24 protein-coding genes are annotated in these 21,714 nt (G+C 74.3%); 9 read left to right on the top strand and 15 right to left on the bottom strand.

Annotated elements, in window-relative coordinates:
• Positions 1–13: 13 nt before the first annotated feature.
• Positions 14–901, bottom strand: a complete 888-nt coding sequence (galU, locus tag OVN18_RS07640; RefSeq protein ID WP_267780114.1) for a UTP--glucose-1-phosphate uridylyltransferase GalU — start codon at positions 899–901, stop codon at positions 14–16.
• A gap of 42 nt (positions 902–943) precedes the next feature.
• On the opposite strand from galU, the gene OVN18_RS07635 reads away from it, so the two are divergent.
• From OVN18_RS07635 to mscL, 3 genes are all read left to right on the top strand, one after another.
• Positions 944–1,528 (top strand): 5-formyltetrahydrofolate cyclo-ligase, encoded by a 585-nt coding sequence (locus OVN18_RS07635; RefSeq protein ID WP_267739097.1) that lies wholly within the window; start codon positions 944–946, stop codon positions 1,526–1,528.
• Positions 1,529–1,592: 64 nt separating this feature from the next.
• A complete protein-coding gene (locus OVN18_RS07630) occupies positions 1,593–1,904 on the top strand; it encodes an FmdB family zinc ribbon protein (RefSeq protein ID WP_267780113.1) in 312 nt (103 codons plus the stop codon).
• 91 nt (positions 1,905–1,995) lie between these two features.
• Positions 1,996–2,472 (top strand): large conductance mechanosensitive channel protein MscL, encoded by a 477-nt coding sequence (mscL, locus tag OVN18_RS07625; protein WP_267780111.1) that lies wholly within the window; start codon positions 1,996–1,998, stop codon positions 2,470–2,472.
• Positions 2,473–2,554: 82 nt separating this feature from the next.
• On the opposite strand, the gene OVN18_RS07620 is transcribed toward mscL, so the two are convergent.
• The 4 genes from OVN18_RS07620 to OVN18_RS07605 all read right to left on the bottom strand — a co-directional run bounded on the left by OVN18_RS07620 (position 2,555) and on the right by OVN18_RS07605 (position 7,844).
• Complete coding sequence (locus OVN18_RS07620; RefSeq protein ID WP_267780109.1) at positions 2,555–2,989, bottom strand: ACT domain-containing protein; 435 nt, start codon at positions 2,987–2,989, stop codon at positions 2,555–2,557.
• Positions 2,990–3,134: 145 nt separating this feature from the next.
• A complete protein-coding gene (locus OVN18_RS07615; protein ID WP_267780108.1) occupies positions 3,135–3,362 on the bottom strand; it encodes a hypothetical protein in 228 nt (75 codons plus the stop codon).
• A gap of 9 nt (positions 3,363–3,371) precedes the next feature.
• A complete protein-coding gene (locus OVN18_RS07610) occupies positions 3,372–7,190 on the bottom strand; it encodes a DEAD/DEAH box helicase (RefSeq protein WP_267780107.1) in 3,819 nt (1,272 codons plus the stop codon).
• Positions 7,191–7,295: 105 nt separating this feature from the next.
• Complete coding sequence (locus tag OVN18_RS07605; RefSeq protein ID WP_267780105.1) at positions 7,296–7,844, bottom strand: putative glycolipid-binding domain-containing protein; 549 nt, start codon at positions 7,842–7,844, stop codon at positions 7,296–7,298.
• 70 nt (positions 7,845–7,914) lie between these two features.
• Here OVN18_RS07605 and OVN18_RS07600 point away from each other — a divergent pair, with 70 nt between their 5' ends.
• Positions 7,915–9,162 (top strand): hypothetical protein, encoded by a 1,248-nt coding sequence (locus OVN18_RS07600; protein WP_267780104.1) that lies wholly within the window; start codon positions 7,915–7,917, stop codon positions 9,160–9,162.
• A 17-nt stretch (positions 9,163–9,179) separates the two neighbouring features.
• Here the strand turns inward: OVN18_RS07600 and OVN18_RS07595 are convergent, their stop codons facing one another.
• The 6 genes from OVN18_RS07595 to OVN18_RS07570 form a co-directional block, all read right to left on the bottom strand.
• Positions 9,180–9,839 (bottom strand): response regulator transcription factor, encoded by a 660-nt coding sequence (locus tag OVN18_RS07595; protein WP_267780103.1) that lies wholly within the window; start codon positions 9,837–9,839, stop codon positions 9,180–9,182.
• A gap of 10 nt (positions 9,840–9,849) precedes the next feature.
• Entirely contained in the window at positions 9,850–11,223 is a 1,374-nt protein-coding gene (locus OVN18_RS07590; RefSeq protein WP_267780102.1) for a sensor histidine kinase, read from the bottom strand.
• A gap of 138 nt (positions 11,224–11,361) precedes the next feature.
• Complete coding sequence (locus OVN18_RS07585) at positions 11,362–12,204, bottom strand: putative RNA methyltransferase (RefSeq protein WP_267739087.1); 843 nt, start codon at positions 12,202–12,204, stop codon at positions 11,362–11,364.
• Positions 12,201–13,109, bottom strand: coding sequence for an SMP-30/gluconolactonase/LRE family protein (locus OVN18_RS07580; RefSeq protein WP_267780100.1), 909 nt, complete (start codon positions 13,107–13,109; stop codon positions 12,201–12,203). The genes OVN18_RS07585 and OVN18_RS07580 overlap by 4 nt, the downstream gene beginning before the upstream one ends.
• 83 nt (positions 13,110–13,192) lie before the next feature.
• Positions 13,193–13,969, bottom strand: coding sequence for a CDP-alcohol phosphatidyltransferase family protein (locus tag OVN18_RS07575; RefSeq protein ID WP_267780099.1), 777 nt, complete (start codon positions 13,967–13,969; stop codon positions 13,193–13,195).
• A gap of 128 nt (positions 13,970–14,097) precedes the next feature.
• Entirely contained in the window at positions 14,098–14,817 is a 720-nt protein-coding gene (locus OVN18_RS07570) for a tyrosine-protein phosphatase (protein ID WP_267780098.1), read from the bottom strand.
• 65 nt (positions 14,818–14,882) lie between these two features.
• Between OVN18_RS07570 and OVN18_RS07565 the strand changes: the two genes are divergently transcribed.
• Together OVN18_RS07565 and OVN18_RS07560 are read left to right on the top strand one after the other, a co-directional pair.
• Positions 14,883–15,311, top strand: a complete 429-nt coding sequence (locus tag OVN18_RS07565) for a GNAT family acetyltransferase (RefSeq protein WP_267780097.1) — start codon at positions 14,883–14,885, stop codon at positions 15,309–15,311.
• A 78-nt stretch (positions 15,312–15,389) separates the two neighbouring features.
• Positions 15,390–15,722 carry a ribonuclease E inhibitor RraB gene (locus OVN18_RS07560; protein WP_267739082.1) on the top strand — a complete coding sequence of 111 codons (333 nt, stop codon included), beginning with the start codon at positions 15,390–15,392 and terminating at the stop codon, positions 15,720–15,722.
• 7 nt (positions 15,723–15,729) lie between these two features.
• Here OVN18_RS07560 and OVN18_RS07555 read toward each other — a convergent pair whose 3' ends face one another.
• The 3 genes from OVN18_RS07555 to OVN18_RS07545 are packed head-to-tail and all read right to left on the bottom strand — an operon-like array spanning position 15,730 to position 18,820.
• Positions 15,730–16,083, bottom strand: coding sequence for an iron chaperone (locus tag OVN18_RS07555; protein WP_267780096.1), 354 nt, complete (start codon positions 16,081–16,083; stop codon positions 15,730–15,732).
• Positions 16,080–17,792: an amidase gene (locus OVN18_RS07550; RefSeq protein WP_267780095.1), complete on the bottom strand. Its 1,713-nt coding sequence runs from the start codon at positions 17,790–17,792 to the stop codon at positions 16,080–16,082. Before OVN18_RS07550 ends, OVN18_RS07555 begins: the two co-directional genes overlap by 4 nt.
• Positions 17,789–18,820 carry an agmatine deiminase family protein gene (locus OVN18_RS07545; RefSeq protein ID WP_267780094.1) on the bottom strand — a complete coding sequence of 344 codons (1,032 nt, stop codon included), beginning with the start codon at positions 18,818–18,820 and terminating at the stop codon, positions 17,789–17,791. Before OVN18_RS07545 ends, OVN18_RS07550 begins: the two co-directional genes overlap by 4 nt.
• A gap of 85 nt (positions 18,821–18,905) precedes the next feature.
• Between OVN18_RS07545 and OVN18_RS07540 the strand changes: the two genes are divergently transcribed.
• Both OVN18_RS07540 and arfB read left to right on the top strand, forming a co-directional pair.
• Complete coding sequence (locus OVN18_RS07540; protein ID WP_267780092.1) at positions 18,906–19,541, top strand: TetR/AcrR family transcriptional regulator; 636 nt, start codon at positions 18,906–18,908, stop codon at positions 19,539–19,541.
• 37 nt (positions 19,542–19,578) lie between these two features.
• The gene (gene arfB, locus OVN18_RS07535; RefSeq protein WP_267780091.1) at positions 19,579–20,001 is read left to right on the top strand and encodes an alternative ribosome rescue aminoacyl-tRNA hydrolase ArfB; all 423 of its coding nucleotides are present in this window, start codon (positions 19,579–19,581) and stop codon (positions 19,999–20,001) included.
• A 13-nt stretch (positions 20,002–20,014) separates the two neighbouring features.
• On the opposite strand, the gene OVN18_RS07530 is transcribed toward arfB, so the two are convergent.
• A complete protein-coding gene (locus OVN18_RS07530; protein ID WP_267780090.1) occupies positions 20,015–21,085 on the bottom strand; it encodes a Glu/Leu/Phe/Val dehydrogenase family protein in 1,071 nt (356 codons plus the stop codon).
• A gap of 141 nt (positions 21,086–21,226) precedes the next feature.
• Here OVN18_RS07530 and OVN18_RS07525 point away from each other — a divergent pair, with 141 nt between their 5' ends.
• Positions 21,227–21,709, top strand: a complete 483-nt coding sequence (locus tag OVN18_RS07525) for an Lrp/AsnC family transcriptional regulator (protein WP_267739074.1) — start codon at positions 21,227–21,229, stop codon at positions 21,707–21,709.
• The last annotated feature ends 5 nt before the right edge of the window (positions 21,710–21,714 follow it).

The raw sequence follows: 21,714 nt of genomic DNA, 5'->3' as shown, positions 1-21,714 counted from the left end.
GCTCGGCCTGCCGCTACTCGAGACCGGCCGCGAAATCGCGCAGCCACGGGCGCAGGTCGGGCCCGAGATCCTCGCGCTCGACGGCGAGCTGCACGATGGCCTTGATGTAGTCGAGGCGATCGCCCGTGTCGTAGCGGCGGCCGTCGAACACGACGCCGTGGACACCGCCGTGGTCGGGGCTGTCAGCGAGCTCGAGCAGGGCGTCGGTCAGCTGGATCTCGTTGCCCTTGCCGGGCTTCGTGGTCTCGAGCACGCCGAAGATCTCGGGCTTGAGCACGTAGCGGCCGATGATGGCGTAGTTGGAGGGGGCGGTGCCGGGCGCGGGCTTCTCGACGAGGCCGGTGATGCGCACGACGTCGCTCTCGTCGGTCTTCTCGACCGTGGCGATGCCGTAGAGGTGGGTCTGCGAGGGGTCGACCTCGAGCAGCGCGACGACGGTCGTGTCGTGCGCCTCGTGGACGTCGATCATGCGGCTGAGCAGCGGGTCGCGCGGATCGATGATGTCGTCGCCGAGCAGGACGGCGAAGGGCTCGTGACCGACGTGCATCTTGGCGCGCAGCACGGCGTGGCCGAGGCCGAGCGGGTCGCCCTGGCGCACGTAGTGCATGTCGGCGAGGTCGGTGGAGTACTCGACCTTCGCGAGCTTCTCGGTGTCGCCCTTGCGGGACAGGGTCGCCTCGAGCTCGCCGACGCGGTCGAAGTGGTTCTCGAGGGCCGTCTTGTTGCGGCCGGTGATCATGAGCACATCGGTGAGGCCGGCGGCGACCGCCTCCTCGACGACGTACTGGATGGCGGGCTTGTCGACGACGGGGAGCATCTCTTTGGGCATCGCCTTGGTGGCGGGGAGGAATCGGGTTCCGAGGCCGGCGGCGGGGATCACGGCTTTGGTGAGGCGGGTCATAGGGGCCAGCGTACTGGTGAGGGGGCTTCTACAATGAGCCCCATGTCGAGCGACACAGCCCACGCCAAGCGGGCCCTGCGGGCGGAGCTGCGCGAGCGGCGCCGCATCCTCTCCCGCCACGAGCGCGACGAGGCGCGGGATGCCCTCACGAGGCAGCTCGTCGCCCTCGCCCAGACGCTCGGAGCCCGGTCGCTCAGCTGCTACCTCTCCACCCCCGACGAGCCCGACACCCGGCCGTTCCTGCGCTGGGCGTGCGAGCAGGGCGTCCGCGTGCTCGTCCCCGTCTCGCGCGAGGACGGGCTCCTCGACTGGGCGCTCTTCACCGACGCCGACGAGATCGAGGATGCGCAGGGCATGCCCGCACCCGACGGCGAGGTGCTCGGCCCGATCGCCGTCAACGAGGTCGACCTCATGCTCGTGCCGGCCGCCGCCGTCGACGCCTCCGGCATGCGGATGGGCTGGGGTCGCGGCTACTTCGACAAGACCCTCGGCTCGATGGACCGCCGGCCGCCCGTCTTCGCCGTCGTCTTCGACCACGAGATCGTGGAGTCGCTGCCGGCCGAGCGGCACGACCAGCGGGTCGACGGGGTCGTCACGCCGCAGGGCATCCGGCGCTTCGACCGCTGACCGGCTCGTCCGCACGGTCAGGGGGCACCGGCTCCCGCCCGTATCCTTGACCCTCGGAGGATCCATGCCCACGTACTCGTACCGCTGCACCGAATGCTCGACGGCGTTCGACATCCAGCAGTCCTTCACCGACGACGCGCTCACCACGTGCCCCGCGTGCCAGGGCGCGCTGCGCAAGATCTTCTCCGTCACCGGCGTGACCTTCAACGGCTCCGGCTTCTACCGCACCGACAGCCGCGCAGCGGCCGGGGGCGGGAAGAAGGCGTCGAGCGGCGAGAAGAGCTCGTCGGGCTCCGGCTCGGGGTCGAGCGGCTCGGGATCCTCGAGCTCCTCGGGCTCGGGCTCGTCGAGCGCCGCGCCCGCGGCCGCGGGCTGACCCGCGCCGGGCATCCCGCTCTCGCCGTTCTCGACCGCCCGCTACAGTCGTGCCGACCGGGCCTACGCCGGCAGACACTAAGGGGAGCGGCATGCTCAAGGGCTTCAAGGAATTCATCCTGCGCGGCAACGTCATCGAGCTGGCCGTCGCGGTCGTCGTCGGCACCGCGTTCACCGGTCTGGTGAACTCGATCGTCGCATCGGTCATCAACCCCGCGATCGGTGCGCTGTTCAACGCCGCAAGCCTCGCCGATGCCCTCGTCGTCCGCATTCCGACGGTCTCGGGCGACAACGCCGACCTACTCTTCGGTGCCGTGCTCGCCGCCGTGCTCAACTTCCTCATCATCGCAGCGGTCGTGTACTTCGCCCTCGTGGCCCCCATGAACTACCTCGCGCACCGCGCCGAGGCCCGTCGCAAGGCCGGCGCACCCGCCGTATCGGAGAACGCCCCGCCGACCGAGATCGAGCTGCTCGCGCAGATCCGCGACCTGCTCGCCGAGCGCGATGCGGCGGGCAACTCGACGGCCGGCGGCGCGCACGTGGCCGTCCCCGACGAGACCCGCTCCTAACCGCTCGGCCGCTCCAGCCGGACGGACCTGCGCCTCGGTATCCGGGCGATCTCCGCTCGGCAGCAGCGGAGCCGCTGACCGCCTAGCCGAGCGGCGGGGTCGGCGGGCGCGCGCCGAGGCGGCGCAGCACGACGAGGGCGTCATCGGCGCGGGCCAGCGGCACGAGCAGGTGGTCGTGGTGGTAGCCCGCCACGACGTTCGCGCTGATGCCCGCCCGCGCGAGGGCGTCGCTGATCGCCGCCGTGAGACCCACCGAGTCGAGGGCCGAGTGCACGTCGAGGGTGATCCAGGCGTGGGCCGCCGAGGCCGGGACCCCCGCGGCCGCCGCATCGGCCGCGCGCAGCACGAGGGTGAGGCCCTCGCGCTCCCGCACGGTGATCGCCGCGGCCCGCAGCAGCGCCTCCGGGGCGGGCTCGTGCACGACCGCGAAGACCCAGTCCCCCGGCTCGCGACGCGGGCTCAGGCCGCCCAGGAGGCGGCGCAGATCGCGTTCGCCGTGCGGCAGGGCGTCGGTCACGAAGGTCTCCTCGGCGATCATCGGGTACGGAGGACTGCAGCGAGCAGTGCTCCACTGTAGACGGGGCAGCCGGGGCGATCGGCGGAGGCGTCCGTGCCGACGTCGATACCGGCCTGCGTGCCGGCGCCCGTACCGGCGCCCGCGGTCAGTAGTGCGGGGGCTTCTCGGCGCGCAGGCGGTCGTCGTTCTCGTCGAGGCGGTGCCGCTCCGGCTCGGGGGCGGGAGCCGGGTCGCTGCCCGGGGGCGGCGGCGTCGTCGCGCGGCGCCGGGGGCGACGGACGGGGCGCTCAGGGGCGGGATGCCCGGCGGTGCCCGCGGGCTCAGCCGTAGCATCCCGAGCCCCGTCGGCGGGCTGCGCGGGGGCAGTGCTCATGCGCAGGGCTCAGCCGAGGGTCGTGATCGGCTGGGTCTCGACCATGCCCGCCGCCGCCCGCGCGTTCGTGTGACTGCCGGCCGGGCGCGGAGCAGGTGCCGGGTCGACCGGGGCCTGCCCGGGCACGATGCCCGCCATCGCGGCGATCTGGTCGGCGACCGCGTCGGGGCGGCTGAACAGCTCGAACACGTGCACGCGCGCGTAGTGCCAGCCGAGGCGGCGCAGCAGGTCGGGGCGCAGGCGCAGCGACTCGCGCAGGCTCGTGCCCGCGAGAGCGGCATCCGTGTCGACGGCGACGCAGTAGCCGCCGCGGCTCGCCACGAGCGGGAACTTGCCGCGGTGGCCCAGGGCGACGCGCATGCCGCGCAGCTCGAGGCGGCGGGCGAGGTCGACGAGCATCGGGTCGGAGTCGTCGGGCACCGGCACGGCGGCGCGGCGCTCCTCGATGTCGGCGAGCAGGTCGGCGAGGGCGCGGGCGCCGTGCGAGAGGCGGTCGTCGTCGAGGTCCTCGGCGCGGATGCAGCTGACGATGCGCACGAAGCGGCGGGCACGGGTCATGGCGACGGCGAGCAGGCGGTCGCCGCCCGGGCGGCCGAGGGCGCCGAACTCGCTCAGCACGCGTCCGTGCGGGGTGCGGCCGAAGCCGATCGAGAAGACGACGCGGTCGCGGCTCTGCGCGACGGCCTGCTCGATCGTCATCACGGCGAAGGGCTCGGGCCGGTCGCCGAGCACGAAGTCGTGCAGGTCGGGGCGGGTTCCGATGGCCTCGAGCACCGCGGTCTGCACGCGCGCGGCGTGCTTGACGCTCGCGGTGATGACCATGAGCGACTCCTTGGGGCGGGCGCTCGCGTGCTCGAGCACGAGGTCGACGACGCGGCGCACCTCGACGTCGACGCTCTCGACCGCTCCCGACTCGTCGTCGGGCATGCCGTGACCGTCGTCGAGGTAGTCGACGGCGATGCTCGGGTGGCCGAGGAACGAGCCGGCCCAGGGCAGCGAGTCGATGCGCCCGCCGTAGAAGCGGCGGTTCACGAGCTCGGCCAGGTCTTCGCCGCCGGCGCGGTACGAGCGCGTGAGCGACATGACCGGCAGGAGGTCGGCGAGCTGGAAGAGGGCGGATGCCGCGTGCCGGGCATCCACGTCGCCGTCGCCGTTCGCCCCCTCGGCCGCCTCGCCGAGCCCGACCGTGAACGGCGAGGGGCTCTGCGTGACGGGGTCGCCGACGGCGACCACCTGGCGGCCGCGGCGGATCGCGCCGGCGACCTCGGGAACGGTGACCGCCCCGGCGTCGAGCAGGATGACGGTGTCGAAGGGCACGTCGTCGCTGATGCGGTGCACGTCGTAGGGCGAGGCGAGCCAGACCGGCGCGAGCGGACGGCTGAGGTGCGGGGCGGCGCGCTGCAGCTGCGCGGCCGTGATCGACCCGCTCTTCAGCAGGGTCTTCAGCTCGGCGGCCTCATCGGGCCAGTCGGTGATGCCGATCGACCAGCTCTCGGCGAGCTGCCAGCCGAGGAGGGCGGCAGTGCCGGCGGCGTGCGCCTCGTCGACGAGGCGGAAGTCGGCCTCGAGGCGGTCGAGCACGGCGGTGTCGGCGCCGAGGAGCGCGCGGTCGGCCTGCAGCAGGGCGTCGAGCGCCGAGCGCCACCAGGCGAGCTCGAGCTCGGCCGAGACCTGCTCGTGCGGCACGTGGCGCACGGCGAGGTCGCTCAGCAGCGGTCCGACCTCCCAGCGCTCCATCTCCTGCAGCAGGGCGGTGCGCTCCTGCAGGTTCGCGAGCACGTCGCTGTCGGCGGCCAGGCCCTCGACCAGCGCGACGAGGTCGGCGAGCCGGCGGTGGCGGAGCAGCTGCTCCTTGGCGTCGTGGCCGAGCGGGGCATCCAGCGCCTCGAGATCCTGCTCGACCTGCTGGTACGCGTGGTGCACGTCGGCGATGCCGACCGGCACCTCGGGCGTGATGCCGATGGGCACGTAGCGCTGCCAGAGGATGCGCTGCTGCTGGATGCGCGTGAGCGACTCGTGCAGGTCGCCGACGTGCACGCCCGGGCGCAGGTACTCCTTCGCGAGCCCCTTGAGGCGGCGCCGGGTGGCGGCGGGCATGCTCGAGCCCTCGCGGCGCGGCGCGGTGGCGGCGATCAGCTCGCTCAGCGAGCGGTCGAAGACCGCGGGCTGGAACTTGTCGAGCGTGTCGCGGATATCGGTGAGCAGGCGCAGGTAGATGCCGAGCTCGGCGAGCGTGTCGAAGGGCCGCATGGGTGTCGCGGCGATGAGGGCCCCGGCTCGCTCGAGCAGGCGCGGCAGGATCTCGCGGTGCAGGCGCTTGGCGCGATCGTGCGCCTTGTGCGCCTCCTCGCTCGTGCCGAAGCGGGCGTTGAACCACGGGGAGTCGTCGGGGCCGTACTTGAACTGGCCGAGCTGCGCGGCCTTGACCATGACGTCGCTCGCGTGCGCGCGATCGTGCGCGAGCTGCTCGACCGCCGTGCGGCTGAGCCGGGCGCGCGTCGTCGGCGGGACGGGCAGCAGCGCGAGGCGGCTGAGCTCGGTGACGCAGTCGTACACGCTGATGCCGAGCGCGGGGTCGGGGCGCGAGAGGGCCTCGCGGTAGTCGACGAGCACGCCGCGCAGCCGGCTGAGCGCCTCGTTGACCTCGGCGACCTGGGGCTTCTGCGCCTTCTCGTTGCGGCCGATGCCGCGGATGAGGTCGCGCCGCAGGCCCGCGGGGCTCACGGCGACGCCGGGCAGCCCGATCTCGGTGAAGCGGCCGGCGATCGAGCGCAGGCTGGCCCGGCGCGAGCTGACGACGAGCACGCGCTTGTTCTGGGCGATGAGCTGACCGAGGGCGTTGATGACGGTCTGCGTGCCGCCCGTGCCGGGCAGCGTCTTGACCACGAGCGAGTTGCCGGCCGCGATGTGCGCGATCACCGTCTCCTGCTCGGTGTCGGCGTCGAGCAGCATCAGGTCGGTCTCGGGGGCGCGGCGATCGGCCGGCGTGACCTCGACGGGGCTCGCGCTCTCCTTCACGGCCCAGCGGGCGCTGGAGTTGCCGGCGAGCGCGTCGAGCACGGGATGCGCCAGATCGTGCGCATCGGCCGCCATGGGCGCGCCCACCTCGGCGAAGGTGCTCACGACGAGCCGCGGCGTGATGACGAAGCCGTCGAGGTGCGCCGTGACGCCGCGCAGCCGGTCGAGCGGCGGGTTGGGCTTGAAGGTGCCCTCCTCGTCGGTGAGCGCCACGAAGGCCTCGGTGTCGAGGTGCAGCGAGAACTGCTGCGCGAGCGATCGCACGAGGGCCGGGTTGACGGCGACGCGGCCCCGCAGGGTCAGCTCGACGTCGCGGCCGCGGCGGCGCAGGCGCAGGGGGCGCAGCAGCAGGGGCGCGCGGTAGTCGATGCCGTCGTGGCGCCACTGCACCATGCCGATGCCGAGAGCGACCGCGTCGAGGCCGCGCACGCTCGCGAGCTCGAGGCCCTTGTCGGCGATGCGCTCGGCCGCGAGGCGGGCCCGGCGCAGCGCGATGTCGTCGCGCACGAGGTTGCTGAGCAGGGTGGGGCTGCCGGCGATGAACCGGGCGAGACCGCCGGGGTGGCTCGTGCCGAGCTCGATGCGGGTGCGATCGGCGTCGTCGAAGTGCAGCAGCGGGGTCGCGCCGCCGAGGCGGGCGATCTCCTCGCGCCAGCGCTCCCAGACGGGGGCGGCGATGTTGCCGACGCTCACCGTGGGGTCTCCGAGGGTGAGCGCGCCGGCCCGCCCGGCGCTCGTCGCGTCGACGGTCGGGGCGTCATCAGGGGTCTCGACCTCGTCGGGGTCGTCATATCGCTCGGGTCGCCACACGCGGTCACCCTACGCGCGGTGCGGCGGAACGGTCGGCATTGCGCCCCGCCCGGCGCGGAATCAGGCCCATCCGCCCGCGGCGCGCGCTCGTCGCCCGCCCGCCGGTCACGGGATGCGGGCGAACAGCCCCTCGTACCGCTCGACCATGCCGACCGGATCGACGTCGAGGAGGGCCGAGAAGCCGCTGTCGAGCGACGTGTAGCGGTACCGCATGGCCGCCAGCCGCTCGTAGCGCTGCCGGCTCGTCGTCGGAGGACGGTCGCCCTCGGGGATGTAGGCGGTGACGATGTCGGCGGCGCCGCCGACCGCGAGCCGGAGGCGGCGGATCGGCAGGGTGTTCGTGAGCGGCGACCCGGCGAGGTCGACGTCGAGCGCGCCGTCGAGGAGCGGCAGCGCTCCGGCGTCATCGGCCCAGCTGCCGAGCCCGTCGGCCACGAGGGCGAGCGGGGGGCCGGATGCTCGCTCGACGTCGACGGTGCGCGTGCACCAGCGGGCATCCCACGTCACCAGGTAGCGCAGCACCGTGCTGCCCGCCGCGTCGACGACCGTGCCCGTCGCCCGACCGCCCGCCGCGCCGTGCTCGGCGGTGGCGCGCTCGATACGGGCGGGCTCGACGTCGAGCGACTGCCAGCGACGAGCGGCACGCAGGAGCATGACTGCATGATGGCGCTCGATGCCGTGCACCGGCGGACGACGCCCCGATGCGACTCGTACACTGACGCGCATGGAGCTGATCGGCGGGGTCGTGGGCGGCCTCGTCGCCGCCGGAGGGCTCGTGCTCGTGCTCGTCGCGGCCGTCGTCGTCGGCGGGCTCGTGATCGTGGCGCGACGCCGCCCGAAGCCCCAGGCCGCCCTCGACGAGGTTCGGCTCACCGCGGGATCCGCGCTCGTGCGCGCCGACGCGCGCGTCGCCGAGGCCGAGCAGGATCTCGAGTTCGCCGCCGCCCAGTTCGGCGAGCGCGCCACGCAGGAGTACCGGGCCGCACTGCGCCGCGCGCAGGGCGATCGCGAGGAGGTGTTCCGGCTGCACGGGCTGCTGCAGAGCGACCCCGGCGCCAACCTGCGCCACCGCGAGCGCGCCGCCCGCATCGCGATGCTCGCCGACCGCATCGATCGCCGGCTGGGCGAGCAGGCCGACGTGTTCCGGCAGCGGCGAGGGCAGGAGTCCGGCGCGCCCGAGCGGCTGCAGCGCCTGCGCGAGCGCATCGGCGAGACCGGTCGCCGCATCGAGGCCGCGGCATCGAGGCGGGATGCCCGCCGCGCGACCCTCGACGCCCCCGCGCTCGGCGCCGAGGCCGACGCCCCCGAGCGCGCCGCCCGCCAGCTGACCCGCGCCGAGGGCCTGGCGTCGGAGGCTGCGGCGGCCCTCGCCGCCTCCGCGGCGAGCGCCGTGGCCGAGCGGCTCGGCGACGCCGAGCGACTGCTCTACGCCGCGGAGGAGGGGCTCGAGCGCCTGGATGCCCGGCTCGCGCGGCTCGACGACGCGACCGAGGCGCTCGACCGCCTGCGGCTCGACGCCCGGCTCGCGCGCGACGAGGCGCTCGGCGCCGTCGCGGCGGCTCCCGACCCGCAGACCGCGGACGCCCTGACCCGGGCCGTCGCCGAGACCGATGCCGCGGTCGCGGAGGCGGCGGAGGGCTCGCGGGATCCGCTGCGGGCGCTGGAGGGCATCCAGCAGGCTCTCGATCGGCTGGAGACGGCGCAGGCCGCGAGTCGCACGCAGGCGCAGCGGCTGAGCCACGCGCGCGAGGCGTACCACGCGGCCCGCGTGCAGGCCGAGGCGCAGATCGCCGCTGCCCGTGACGTCATGGGCGGCGGCGCTCCCGCCTCGGCGCGCGCCCGGCTCGAGGATGCGCTCGTCGAGCTGCGGGCATCGCGCGCGGCGATCGAGCTCGACCCGGTCGAGGCGCTCGACGCGGCCCGACGCGCGCTCGTGCACGCGCGCGACGCCGAGGTGCTCGCGAAGTACTGACCGCGCGGCGCCCGGTCTCAGCCCGCCGCGCCCCGCTGCAGCCAGGCGATGACCGCGAGCACGCGGCGGTGGTCGCCGCCGCCCTCCTCGAGGCCGAGCTTGGCGAAGATCGCCGAGATGTGCTTCTCGACGGCGCCGGTGCCGATGAACAGGGCCGCCGCGATCGCCGCGTTCGTGCGCCCCTCGGCCATGCGCTCGAGCACCTCGCGCTCGCGGGTCGTGAGCGACTGCAGCGGATCGACGCGGCGGGCCATGAGCTGCCCGACCACCTCGGGGTCGAGCACGGTGCCCCCCGCGGCCACCCGCTCGAGCGCCTCGCGCACCTCGTCGAGCGAGACGACCCGGTCCTTCAGCAGGTAGCCGATGCCGCCCGTTCCGGCCGCGAGCAGCTCCTGCGCGTAGGCGACCTCGACGTACTGCGAGAGCAGCAGGATGCCGATGCGCGGGTGCCGCCGCCGCAGCTCGATCGCCGCGCGCACGCCCTCGTCGCGGAACGTCGGCGGCATGCGCACGTCGAGCACGACCGCGTCGGGCTCGAGCGTCGGCAGGGCGGCGAGCAGGGCATCCGCGTCACCGAAGGCGGCGACGACCGTGAGGCCCGCGTCCTCCAGTACGCGCACGAGCCCTTCGCGCAGCAGCACCGAGTCATCGGCGACGGCGACGCGAAGGGCTGGCACAGCGTTCAGACTAGGCACTCGGCTGCGCGACGCCGAGCACCGGCAGGCTCACGGTGACGACGGTCGGGCCTCCCTCGGGGCTCGACACCTCGATCGTGCCGCCGAGGCCCGCGCTGCGCTCGCGCAGACCGGCGAGACCGTGACCGGTGCGCTCGACCGCGCCGCCGTGGCCGTCATCGGTGACCCGGATGACGAGCTCGGTCTCGGTGCGCACGACCTCGAGGGTGGCCGCGGTCGCTCCGGAGTGCTTGGCGACGTTGGCGATGAGCTCGCTCGCCGTGAAGTAGGCGGTGCGGGCGACCTCGTCGGGCAGGTCGACCGAGGAGCCGAGGGCCGAGCGCAGGCTGACCGGCACGCTCGACCGGGTCGCGAGCGACTCGAGGGCGGCGAACAGGCCGCGGTCCATGAGCAGCGGCGGGGCGAAGCCGCGCGAGAGGGCGCGCAGCTCGTCGAGCGCGTCCTGCGCCTGGCGGCGGGCGGCCTGCAGCAGCTCGCGGGCCTCCTCGGGCGCGGTCTCGACGCGGCGCTCGGCGGCGGCGAGATCCATCTGCAGGCGGATGAGGCGCTGCTGCGGGCCGTCGTGGATGTCGCGCTCGATGCGGCGCAGCGAGGTGCCCTCGGCCGCGACGGCGGCCTGACGCGAGCTGAACAGGCTCGACACCTGGTTCTCGAGCGCCTCGCTCTTGAAGCGGCCGAGGAAGGGGCGCGCGACCACGGCGTGCAGCCAGACGGATGCTCGCACGATGTACGGCAGAGTGACGGCCGCGACGACGCCGAGGACGACGGCGAGCACGACGCCGACGGCGCGCAGCTCGCCGTCGAAGGGGCCGACGCCCACCAGGTCGTCCCACCCGCCGAGGAAGGAGAACGGCAGCACGACGAGGACGGCGATGAGCGAGAGCCAGAGCACGATCACGATGAACGTCAGCGTCGCGATGATCGGCGCGACGATGGCGCCGTGCAGCAGGCTCAGCCAGTAGTGCCCGTTCGCGAAGGGGTGCAGCATGCGCCGCCAGGCGCTCGTCTCGCCCTCGAGCCGCCAGTGCGGCTCGACGATCTCGGCGTGGCCGGCCCAGCGCAGGCGCAGCACCTCGAGCGCGCCCGTCCAGCGCGCGACGAGCAGGGTCAGCAGCAGGAAGGGCACGCCGATGACGAGGAGCAGCAGCCCGACCGAGCCGGAGAACATCGAGTTGAGCAGCGCCGAGACGGCGATCGCGATGACGAAGGTGGGGATGAGGTAGCCGAGCCCGCGGGGCACGGCGCGCCACAGGGCGCCGTACGACCAGTCGACGGGCGGGCGCAGCGGGTCGGCGGCCGACGCGGGGCTCGCCGGCGGCGCGGCGTGCGGCGCCGGGGCCGGGGCGGACGGGCTGGTGGTGGTCATGGGGAGCTCCTGGTGGTCGGTGGTGAAGGACCCCTTCAGCCTCGCGATCGTGCGCCCAGCATCCCACCGGGTCGGCCACCGGATCGAGAGGGGGGCTGGCCCCCGCATCGCGCGGGGGCGCGCCACCCGGGCCTCGCGCTAGGCGACCGTGATCGCGACGACGGTGACGGCGATGGTCACGCTGATGGGCGCCGTCCACTCCTGGAGCACCGCGGCGACCTTCTCGCGATCCTGATGGAAGGCGTTCGGCCCCATGAAGACCGCGTCGAGCGCCTGCTCGACGGTGAGCTGCACGCGGCGGCGCACGGGCACCGAGACCACCGATGCGGCATCCGGGATGCTCGCCGCCATCTCCTCCGCCTTGCCGGCCGGCACGCGCATGAGCTTGAGCCCGTGCCCGAGCTCGCGCAGGTGCTCCGCCTCGGGCACCACGACGATGGCCGTGCCGCCGGGAGCGAGGATGCGCCGCAGCTCGCTCGCGCTGCCCGGCGCGAACACGCGCAGGGCCAGATCGACGCTGCCGTCGCGCAGCGGGATGCCCGTCCACACGTCGGCGCTCACGGCGGCGAGCCGCTCGTGCGCCCGCGTCGCGATGCGCACCGCCGAGGTCGAGGCGTCGAGCACGAGCCCGCGCAGCGCGGGGCGGTCGTCGAGGATGCGCGCGGCGTAGTGGCCCGTACCGCCGCCGATGTCGGCGAGCCAGCCCGCGGCCTCGGCCGGCACCTGCTCGAGCACGGCCGCGGTGATCTCGTCGTGGAAGCCGGCCGCCTGGAACCGCTCGCGCGCCTCGAGCATCTCGACGGTGTCGCCGCTCGCGGGCTTGCCCTTGCCCTTGTGAGCGGCGCGCAGACTCAGGTAGCCCTGGCGGGCGCTGTCGAAGCGGTGGCGGTTGGCGCAGGTGGCGCCGCCCTCGGCGGGGGCGAGGGGCTCGCCGCAGCTGGGGCAGTGGAGGATGTCGAAGGCCGACTCGAGGGTGTTCACACCGGCAACGGTACGGGGCGCCAGCGCGTCGCGGGTGCACCGGTGACGCCGAGCCCGCTCAGGTCGATCGAGAAGACCCGGCCGGCGTCGGGCGCGGCGTGCAGCGCATCCGCGTCGAGATCGCGGCTCGCGGTCGTGACGAGCAGGTGGTCGAGCGCGCTGCCCATGAAGGCGACGCTCGTGACGTGCGGTACGGGCAGGGGCACATCGCCGTGCACCGTGCCGTCGGCGCCGAAGCGGCGCACCCCCGAGCGGTCCCACAGGCCCACCCAGAGGTCTCCCGCGACGTCGACGGCGAGCCCGTCGGGGATGGCGTCGGCCAGCTCGACGAGGGCGTGGCGGGCTCCGATCTCGCCGGTCGCCGCGTCGTACGAGCGGGCGAAGACCGTGGCGCGCTGCGAGTCGACGTGGTAGAGCACGTCGCCCGCGGGCGAGAAGCCGAGGCCGTTGCTCAGCCGGAGGTCGTCGTCGATGACCGTGACCGTGCCGTCGTGCTCGAGGCGCAGCAGCTGGTTGCCCTCGCCCGGCTGCGACTCGTCGAGGGTCAGCGTGCCGACGAGCAGGCGCCCGAGCGGGTCGACGACGCCGTCGTTGAAGCGGCGGCCCGGCGGCACGAGCTCGCGGCTCGTCGTGATGCCGCCGAGGGCGTCGATGACGGCGAGCCGGCGCTCGAGGGCGACGACGAACTTGGCGTCGCCGAACCGCGTCGCGAAGCCGACGCGCTCGCCGAAGTCGTGCGTGCGCAGCACCTCGACGCCCGCATCGGGCAGCGGGCGCGCGACGACGAGCAGCCCGGCCTCGACGTCGACCCAGCTGATCGTGCCGGTCCCGGCATCCCACTGCGGCCCCTCCGCGAGCACGAAGCGGTCGGTGGGCAGCGGGCGGGGCTCGAGGGTCGCGGGCATGCGCACGACCCTAGCGAGCGCGGCGGTGCGGGCGTCGGGATGCGCGTGGTGGGCTCGCTCGCACGGCCGGCCCGCGCGCTGCCTCAGCCCGAGCGCCGGGCCTGCACCATGCGGGCCACGACCCGCCCGCCGATGAGCACCTCCATGAGCGCCGCGGGCCGGATCCAGCGCGAGCGCGGCAGATCCACCACCCCGCCCTTCGCGATGCTCACCGCGGTCAGCGCGGCGACGGGCAGCGCCCAGGCGGCGAAGGTCGCCACCTGCCATGGCCGGCTCTTCTCGTGCGTGAGCACGAACCACGTCCAGAGGGCGGTGTCGCTGAGGTAGTCGCCCTGCGTTCCGAACCTCGTGACGGTGCCGGTGCCGCGGGCGAGCTTGCCGTCGACGAAGTCGGTGACGAGAGCGAGCACCGGCACGGCGTCGCCGAGGCGGTGCGCGGCGGCCGGCAGATTGGCCCGGGCGACGGTGAGCAGATTGGGGAGGCCCATCGTGCGGCGCTCCTCGAGCATCCCGAGATGGGTGACGGTCATGACCCAGCTCGTGACGACCCACGCGCGGCCCTTCGGGTGCGCGAGCGCGCCCATGGCGAGGTGCACGGCCGTGGCCTCGGCGAGCGCGATCGGGCGCTTGCGGGCCTCGCGCACGCTGCGCACGGTGATCTCGGCGGCGAAGCGGCCCCAGGCGCGCGGGCCGAAGCGGCCCTGCCGCAGGCCGTCGAGCAGGGCGTTCGAGGCGGCGCGGCTGTCGGTGCCGTCGATCGCGCGGGCCCGGGCCCGCTCGCGCGCGCGGGCGTCGAGCTGCTCGGTGACGACGGCTCCGCGCGTCGGCAGCGGCGGGGTCGGGGGGCGTCGCGTCGGCACGGGGCTCCTTCGCTCGGGAACGGCGGGCGGCGGAGCCGCACTCCTGAGCGTAGGCCGCTCACACGGGGATTCGGAGCGGCCGGGCGGGCAGTCGGGTCGGCGACCTCCGGGCCATCGCTCCCGGGCGATCAGGCGACGGGATGCCCGGCCGGAGTCGACAGCCGCTCGCGCAGCGGCGCCACGAGCTCCCCCGCGCCCTGTGCCTCGAGCCAGGCCGCGGCATCGACCTCGGCGAGGAACGCCTCGAGGTGCCCCGTGATCTCGTCGAGCCAGACGCCGAGCTCGGCGTCGGTGCGCCCACGCTCGTTCGGCCGCGGGTGGTCGCGCAGGTGGAAGTTCGCCGCGATCACGCCGAGCTGGTAGTCGACGGCGATGGCCTCCGGGTGCGCGCCCGAGAGCTGCAGCAGCATCGCGCTGATCAGCCCCGTGCGGTCGCGACCGGCGCCGCAGTGCACGAGCACGGCGCCCTCCTCGGGCGCCTCGGCCACGGCCCGCAGCGCGGCGACGGCCTTCTCGGGGAAGGCCTCGAGCGTCGGCCGCCAGACGGCCGGGCTGTTGAGGCGCCGGCCCCACTCCCCCATGAAGGCGGCGTCGCCCTGATCCTCCACCGGGCAGCGGTGCACGGTGACGCCGGCGGGCAGGGCGAGCGGCGCGACCTCGTCGTCGTTGCGCAGGTCGACGATGGTGCGCACGCCCGCGGCGAGCAGGGCATCCCACCCCGCCGCGTCGAGCCCGTCGAGCCGCGGCGAGCGGAAGACCCGGCCGCGCACGGTGTCGCCCCCGACGGCGGGGAGCCCGCCGAGATCCCATGCGTTGTGCAGGCCGCCCCAGGTCATCGCTCGCGTCATGAGGGACATGAGAACACGAATGCTCACGTTCTCGAAATCCGCGGCCGTGCCGCGATGATGACGGGATGCTCATCCGCCCCTTCTTGCCCCTCGACACCGACGCCGTGGTCGAGCTCTGGCGCGCCGCGGGCCTCACCCGCCCCTGGAACGACCCGCACCGAGACATCGCGCGCAAGCTCACCGTGCAGCCCGAGCTCCTCCTCGTCGGCGAGGTCGAGGGGCGTGTGATCGCGAGCGCGATGGCGGGCTACGACGGGCACCGCGGCTGGGTCAACTACCTCGCGGTCGACCCCGCGCATCGCGGTAGGGGGCACGCGCGAGCGCTCATGGCCGAGATCGAGCGGCTGCTCACCGCGCTCGGCTGCCCGAAGCTCAATCTGCAGGTGCGGGCCGACAACGAGGAGGCGCTCGGCTTCTACGCCGCCCTCGGCTACTCCCCCGACGCGGCCGTCAGTCTCGGCAAGCGGCTCATCGTCGACGGCCCGCCGGCCTGATCGCGGCGGCCGCCGTCGAGACCCGGTCGTGACCGGGCGGGGTTCAGATCGCGGGCCCGCCTGGTCTACGCTCGCGGGGTGGGCGACATCGGACCGCATCTGACGACGAACGTCGAGCAGTACACGCAGCGCATCAAGATGCGCGACGACGTGGATGCTCCGCGCGAGGTCGAGCACTTCGCCAACTTCATGAACATCAAGGACGCCCGCACCGCCGCCCGCCAGTTGGAGCAGCTCGGGTTCACCGTCGAGGTCTCGCGCCGCCGCGTGGTGCAGGCCGTGCTCGTCGCGCGGCGCATGTCGACCGTCGACGTCGAGACCGCCGATGCGATGGTCGAGCAGGTCTTCGGCGTCGTCGAGGCCTGCCGCGGCGATTACGACGGCTGGGGCGCGCCGATCGTGCGCGAGTAGCGCGGCGCTAGTCGCCGTGCTGGTCGCCGCGCTGCGCGACGCACTCCTGCGCGATGCGCGTGATCAGCCCCACGGGCAGCGGCTTCGAGTACAGCAGCGTCACGGTGTCCGTCGCCGAGCGGTACGAGCCGATGAGCGACTCGAACTCCTCGTCGCCGCGCGGCACCGGGTAGAGGCCGACGTGGTTCTTCCAGCCCGCGAAGTGCAGCGCGTAGCGACCGTCGAGCATGACGGCGGGCATCCCGTACCGGATCTGCTCGGAGGCCTCGGGCACTCCTGCATGGATCGCGGCGCGGACGGCCCGCAGGATGGGCTGCACATCGGCGGGGAAGCGAGCGATGTAGTCGTCGACGGCGCTCATGCTCCTGCGAGCTCCGGGGCGGAGGAGGGTGCACGGCGCGTTCCGCCGAGGGCCGAGCCGGGGCGCGTCGCCGCCGCCTCGACCGCGCAGCCGAGGGCGAGCAGACGCGCGTCGTCGTAGCCGCGGCCGGCGATCGTCAGCCCCACGGGCATCCCGATGTCGCTCAGCAGGCCGATCGGCACCTGCACCGTCGGAATGCCGAGGTGCCGCCAGACGAGATTGCCGTTGGCGACCCAGGTGCCGTTGCGCCAGGCGAGCTCGGCCGAGGCCGGGTTCACGTCGGCGTCGGCCGGGCCGATGTCGGCGACGGCCGGGAAGACGATCGCGTCGAGGCCGAGCCCGTCGAGCCAGGCGTCGAACAGCTCGCGGCGGGCGCGCGCCAGCCCCGGCACGCCCTCGGCGAGGTACGGGATCGCGTCGAGCGCGGGCACGCCGTCGCGCCGCGCGCGGTGCACGTACTCCTCCAGCGGCACGTCCTCCGGCGCGAAGCGGCTGAGGTGGTCGTCGTAGCGGCCGGGCAGGCTGCCGGGCGGGGCCGGGAAGATCAGCTCGGGCTCGACGGCGGCGAGCCGGTGCAGCGCCGGGTCGCCGTTGGCCTGCAGGAACTCCTCCCAGCCGAGCATCGACAGCTCCCAGAGCTCGCTCTCGGCGAAGCCCTCGGGCACGTAGCCCTGCGCGACGAGGGAGCGGTCGGGCGTGCGGCCGCGCGACTCGTAGTCGGCGACGACGGGCAGGTCGACCTCGACCACCTCGGCCCCCGCGGCCTCGAGGTCGCGCCGGGCGAGCTCCCACTGCGCGATGACGCTCGGCCGGGTCGCGATCGGCTCGGCCGCCGCGCCGCCGATGTAGAGGCGCGGCACGCCGAGGCGCACGCCGGCGAGCGAGGCCCCGTCGGCGAGCGCCGGGTACGACGGCGGTCGCAGCTGCGAGGCGGGCGGGAAGCTCACCCACGGCTGCACGCGCCAGAAGTCGCCGCGCGGCTCGGGGTCGTCGGCGACCACGGCGTCGAGCACCACCAGCAGCTCGGCCATCGTGCGGGTGTAGGGAACGACGACGTCCATCGTCGGCACGAGCGGCCAGTTGCCCCGCACCGAGATCACGCCGGGGCTCGGGGTGTAGCAGCACAGCCCGTTGTTCGAGGCGGGGCCGCGGCCGCTCGACCAGGTCTCCTCGGCGAGGGCGAAGGCGCAGAGCGAGGCCGCGAGAGCCGTGCCCGAGCCGTTGGAGGAGCCCGAGCCGAACGGCGCCGTCAGGTAGTCGGGGTTGTACGGGCTCTCGGCCCGCCCGTAGAGGCCGCGCTGCATGCCGCCGTTCGCCATCGGGGGCATCGTCGTGAGCCCGAGGCAGATCGCCCCGGCGGCGCGCAGCCGCTCGATCGTGAAGGCGTCGCGCTGGGCGACGAGCTCGGCGAAGGCGGGCGAGCCGCTCGCCACGGTGAGGCCGCGCACCATGTACGAGTCCTTCGCCGCGTACGGAATCCCGTCCAGCGGCCCGAGCTCCCGCCCGAGCGCGCGGCGGTCGTCGCTCGCGCGGGCCTCGGCGAGGGCATCCGGATTGAGCACCGGCACCGCGTTCAGGCGGAGCCCCCGCTGGTCGTAGGCGGCGATGCGGTCGAGGTAGCCCTGCACGAGCGCGACGGCGGTCGTGCGGCCCTCGGTGAGCGCGCGGCCGAGCTCGATGACCGAGGTCTCGACGAGCGGCACGGTCATCGCGCGGCGACCGTCGGCTGCTGCTGGGTGATGCAGTGGATGCCGCCGCCCCGCGCGAGGATCTCGCGCGCGTCGACGGTGACGACCTCGCGGCCGGGGTACGCCTCGCCCAGCAGGGCGCGGGCCCGGGCATCCGCCGCCTCGTCGCCGTAGCCGCAGGCGATGACGCCGCCGTCGACGACGAGGTGGTTGACGTAGTTCCAGTCGACGAAGCCCTCGTCGTCGCGCAGCTGCGCGGGCGCGGGCAGCTCGATGATGCGCCACTCCCGCCCGGCGGCGTCGCGTGAGGCCTCGACGACGGCGCGGATCTCGCGCATGACGGCGTGATCAGGATGCCCGGCATCGGGCTGCCCGTGCAGCAGCAGCACCCCCGGGCTCGCGATCGCGGCCACCATGTCGACGTGACCGCGCGTGCCGAGCGGCTCGTAGTCGCGCGTGAGTCCGCGCGGCAGCCACACCGCGTGGCGGGCGCCGATCGTGCGCGCGAGCTCGGCCTCCACGGCCTGCTTCGTGGCGTAGCGGTTGCGCTGCGGATCGAGCTGCACGGTCTCGGTGACGAGCACGGTGCCCTCGCCGTCGACGTGGATCGCACCGCCCTCGTTGACGAGCAGCGAGCTGACGACCTCGGCGCCGGCGCGCTCGGCGACGAGCGAGGCGATGCGGGCATCCCGCTCGTAGGCGCCGCCCTGGTCGCCCCAGCCGTTGAAGATCCAGTCGACCGCGCCGAGGGCGCCCGTCGCGTCGTCAACGACGAAGGTGGGGCCGATGTCGCGCATCCAGAAATCGTCGAGCGGGGCATCCACCAGCTCGATCGCCGGGTCGAGCAGTCGCCGCGCCCGCGCGCGCTCGCTCGGGTCGACGACCATCGTCACCGGCTCGAAGGGCAGGATCGCGTGGGCGACCGCGGCCCAGGCCGCGTAGGTCGACTCGCGCGCGGCGGAGGAGTCGCCCATGGTCTCGCCCTCGCGCGGGAACGCCATCCAGATGCGGTCGTGCGGCGCCGTCTCGGCGGGCATGCGCCAGGCCATGGATGCTCCTTCGCGGGTCGCGGCCCTTCCATTGTTGACCGCATGCTCAATAGGATGTGCCGACGGTATCGAGGAGGGCTTCGCAGTGTCAACAGAGCAGCCGGACGGCCAGGATCCGCGCACGTCGCGCATGACGGCGGCCGAGCGCTCCGCCGAGATCACCGCCGCAGCCCGGGCGCTCGCGCTCGAGGACGGCCTGACCGCCCTCACGCAGCGCGGGGTGGCCGAGCGGGCCGGCGTCGCCCCCTCGCTCGTCGCGCACTACCAGCCGAGCATGGAAGCACTGATCGCCGAGACCTTCCGCTCGATCGCGCACGACGAGATCGTCGAGGTGTTCGGGCACGTCGCGCTGCAGCGCGACCCCGTGATCGCCTTGCGCGTGCTCATCGTCACGCTGCTCGACGGCGGGCGCGACGACGTCGACCTCGTGTGGACGGACGCCTTCAGCATGGCCCGCCGGTTCCCCGCGCTCGGCGAGGAGGCGCGCCGGCAGACCCAGATCTGGCACGACCGCTTCACCGCGATGCTGCATAGGGTGGCCGTCGACGCCCCCCTGAGCGAGGAGGCCGCGGACCGCATCGCCTCGCAGTTCCTCGGCATGCTCGACGGATTGAACGCCCACGCCGCCATCGGCCACATCGCCGGGCGGGTCAACGTGGACCTCATCGCCCGGGCGCTCGAGCCCGAGCTCGGGCTCCCCGCCGGCTCGCTCTCGGGCTGAGCCGGCCGCGGGCCCCGCGTCGTGCGACCCTGGGGTCATGGATCTCGAGGTGTCGTCCGGCCTCACCATCCGCGCCGCCGAGCTGAGCTGGCGGTTCTCGCGGTCCTCCGGGCCCGGCGGGCAGCACGTCAACACCTCCGACAGCCGCGTGCAGCTGAGCTGGGACATCGCCCGATCGGATGCCCTCACCGACGATCAGCGCGCGACCCTGCTCTCCCGGCTCGACCGCCGCCTGGTCGACGGAGCCGTCACCGTCACCGTCTCGCAGGAGCGCTCGCAGCTGCGCAACCGCGAGATCGCCCTCGAGACCCTCGCCGAGCTCGTGCGGAGCGCCCTCGCCCCGCCGGGGCCCGCGCGGCGACCGACGCGACCGACCCGGGGGTCGACGCGACGGCACCTCGCGGCCAAGCAGAAGCGCTCGGCGACCAAGCAGCAGCGCCGCCGGCCGCCGGCCGACTGACCGCGCGACGAACTCAGACCAGTGCGCTGCGACGCTCGCGCGCCTGCTCGACCCGCTGCACGGCGAGCGCCTGCGCGGCGGCGAGCGGCGTGACGCCCTGCGCGCGAGCGGCGTGGAACACCTCGGAGAGCGTGTCGCCGATGCCGAGCAGGCGTCCCTCGATCTCGCGGGCCGAAGCGCCCTCGGCGACCATCGCGAGGTGGATGACCCCGCCGGCGTTCACGACGAAGTCGGGGGCGTACAGGATTCCGCGGCTCGCGAGGTGCTCGGCGCCCGAGGCGTAGGCGAGCGGGTTGTTCGCGGGGCCGACCACGGCCTTGACCGGCAGCGAGGCGATCGCCGCGGGCGTGAGGACGCCGCCGAGACCGGCGGGCACGAGGACGTCGGCCGGGGTCGTCAGCGCCTCGTCGGGGGCGATCCATCGGGCGCCGAGGCTCGAGGCGAAGGCCTGCTTGGTCGCGTCGATGTCGGTGACGCTGAGGCGGGCGCCCGCCGCCGCGAGGCGGGTGGCCAGGCGCGAGCCGACCTGCCCGAGGCCCGAGATGACGAAGCTGCGCCCGCTCACGGAGCCGCTCTCGAAGACCTGCTCGACGACGCGCTCGATCGAGGCGTAGACGCCGAGCGCGGTGCCCTCGGCCGGCTCACCGGCGCCGCCGTTCGCGGCGGGCAGACCGAGCACGTGCGGCGTCCGCTCGCTGACGACGAGCATGTCGTGCTCGGTCGTGCCCACGTCCTCCGCCGTGCGGTAGAGGCCGTCGAAGGTCTGCACCAGGTCGCCGAGGTCGAGCAGGGCATCCCGTCGCCGCTCGTCGTCGAGAACGTCGTCGGGGCCGAGGGCGATGACCGACTTGCCGCCGCCCGCACCGATGTCGGCGAGCGCGTTCTTCATCGTCATGGCGCTCGCGAGCCGCATCGCGTCGGCGACCCCGTCGATCCACGCCGGGTAGCGCCAGAGGCGGCAGCCGCCGAGTGCCGGGCCGATGGCCGAGCTGTGCAGCGCCACCGTCATGGTGAGGCCGGAGCGCTCGCCGACGGCGGTCGATACGCGCTCGTGCGTGAACTCGGGAAGGGGTGCGGTCGTCATCGAGAGCCTCCTGGGCGGTCCGGTGCGGGCGTCGTCGTGTGAGCCTCGCCAGAGCAGTGAACCGCGATCGAGCAGATTGCGCTAGACGGCGCACTCGAAGTCACCATATTGATCAATGGATGCCCGTACCATGGCCCGATCATGGTCAGAGCGTCCAGAATCCTCGACAGCACCTCCCGCGCCGTGCTCGCCGCGCTCGACCGCGATCCGCGCGCGTCGGTGGGCTGGATCGCCGAGACCCTGGGCCTCGCCCGCGGCACCGTGCAGAACCGCATCGGCCAGCTCTTCGACGGCCGCACGCTGCGCCCGCACTCGGTGACCGTGCTGCCCGAGTCGCTCGGCTACGCCATCCGCGCGATCGTCACGGCCGAGGTCGACCAGAGCCGCTTCGACGAGGCGATGCTCGCGCTGCGCGAGATCCCCGAGATCATCGAGTGCGTGGCCACCTCGGGCGAGAACGATCTGCTGTGCCAGGTGGTGGCGCGCGACGCCGACGATCTGTACCGCATCGGGCAGCAGGTGCTGCGCTGCCCGGGGATCCGGCGCACGGCGACCTCGCTCGTGCTCAAGGAGCTCATCGCTCATCGCGTGGGCCAGCTGCTGCCGGAGGCGCCCGCGGGCTGAGCCGG

The sequence above is a fragment of the Microcella daejeonensis genome (genome assembly GCF_026625045.1).
Taxonomy (GTDB): Bacteria; Actinomycetota; Actinomycetes; order Actinomycetales; family Microbacteriaceae; genus Microcella; species Microcella daejeonensis.
This window is presented reverse-complemented; position numbering and strand designations above follow the sequence as displayed.

What these genes read in the sequence shown, in the direction of transcription:
- galU (WP_267780114.1), bottom strand. Translation starts at nt 901, where the DNA reads ATGACCCGCCTCACCAAAGCCGTGATCCCCGCCGCCGGCCTCGGAACC.
- OVN18_RS07635 (WP_267739097.1), top strand. Translation starts at nt 944, where the DNA reads ATGTCGAGCGACACAGCCCACGCCAAGCGGGCCCTGCGGGCGGAGCTG.
- OVN18_RS07630 (WP_267780113.1), top strand. Translation starts at nt 1,593, where the DNA reads ATGCCCACGTACTCGTACCGCTGCACCGAATGCTCGACGGCGTTCGAC.
- mscL (WP_267780111.1), top strand. Translation starts at nt 1,996, where the DNA reads ATGCTCAAGGGCTTCAAGGAATTCATCCTGCGCGGCAACGTCATCGAG.
- OVN18_RS07615 (WP_267780108.1), bottom strand. Translation starts at nt 3,362, where the DNA reads ATGAGCACTGCCCCCGCGCAGCCCGCCGACGGGGCTCGGGATGCTACG.
- OVN18_RS07605 (WP_267780105.1), bottom strand. Translation starts at nt 7,844, where the DNA reads ATGCTCCTGCGTGCCGCTCGTCGCTGGCAGTCGCTCGACGTCGAGCCC.
- OVN18_RS07600 (WP_267780104.1), top strand. Translation starts at nt 7,915, where the DNA reads ATGGAGCTGATCGGCGGGGTCGTGGGCGGCCTCGTCGCCGCCGGAGGG.
- OVN18_RS07590 (WP_267780102.1), bottom strand. Translation starts at nt 11,223, where the DNA reads ATGACCACCACCAGCCCGTCCGCCCCGGCCCCGGCGCCGCACGCCGCG.
- OVN18_RS07580 (WP_267780100.1), bottom strand. Translation starts at nt 13,109, where the DNA reads ATGCCCGCGACCCTCGAGCCCCGCCCGCTGCCCACCGACCGCTTCGTG.
- OVN18_RS07570 (WP_267780098.1), bottom strand. Translation starts at nt 14,817, where the DNA reads ATGACGCGAGCGATGACCTGGGGCGGCCTGCACAACGCATGGGATCTC.
- OVN18_RS07565 (WP_267780097.1), top strand. Translation starts at nt 14,883, where the DNA reads ATGCTCATCCGCCCCTTCTTGCCCCTCGACACCGACGCCGTGGTCGAG.
- OVN18_RS07555 (WP_267780096.1), bottom strand. Translation starts at nt 16,083, where the DNA reads ATGAGCGCCGTCGACGACTACATCGCTCGCTTCCCCGCCGATGTGCAG.
- OVN18_RS07550 (WP_267780095.1), bottom strand. Translation starts at nt 17,792, where the DNA reads ATGACCGTGCCGCTCGTCGAGACCTCGGTCATCGAGCTCGGCCGCGCG.
- OVN18_RS07545 (WP_267780094.1), bottom strand. Translation starts at nt 18,820, where the DNA reads ATGGCCTGGCGCATGCCCGCCGAGACGGCGCCGCACGACCGCATCTGG.
- arfB (WP_267780091.1), top strand. Translation starts at nt 19,579, where the DNA reads ATGGATCTCGAGGTGTCGTCCGGCCTCACCATCCGCGCCGCCGAGCTG.
- OVN18_RS07530 (WP_267780090.1), bottom strand. Translation starts at nt 21,085, where the DNA reads ATGACGACCGCACCCCTTCCCGAGTTCACGCACGAGCGCGTATCGACC.
- OVN18_RS07525 (WP_267739074.1), top strand. Translation starts at nt 21,227, where the DNA reads ATGGTCAGAGCGTCCAGAATCCTCGACAGCACCTCCCGCGCCGTGCTC.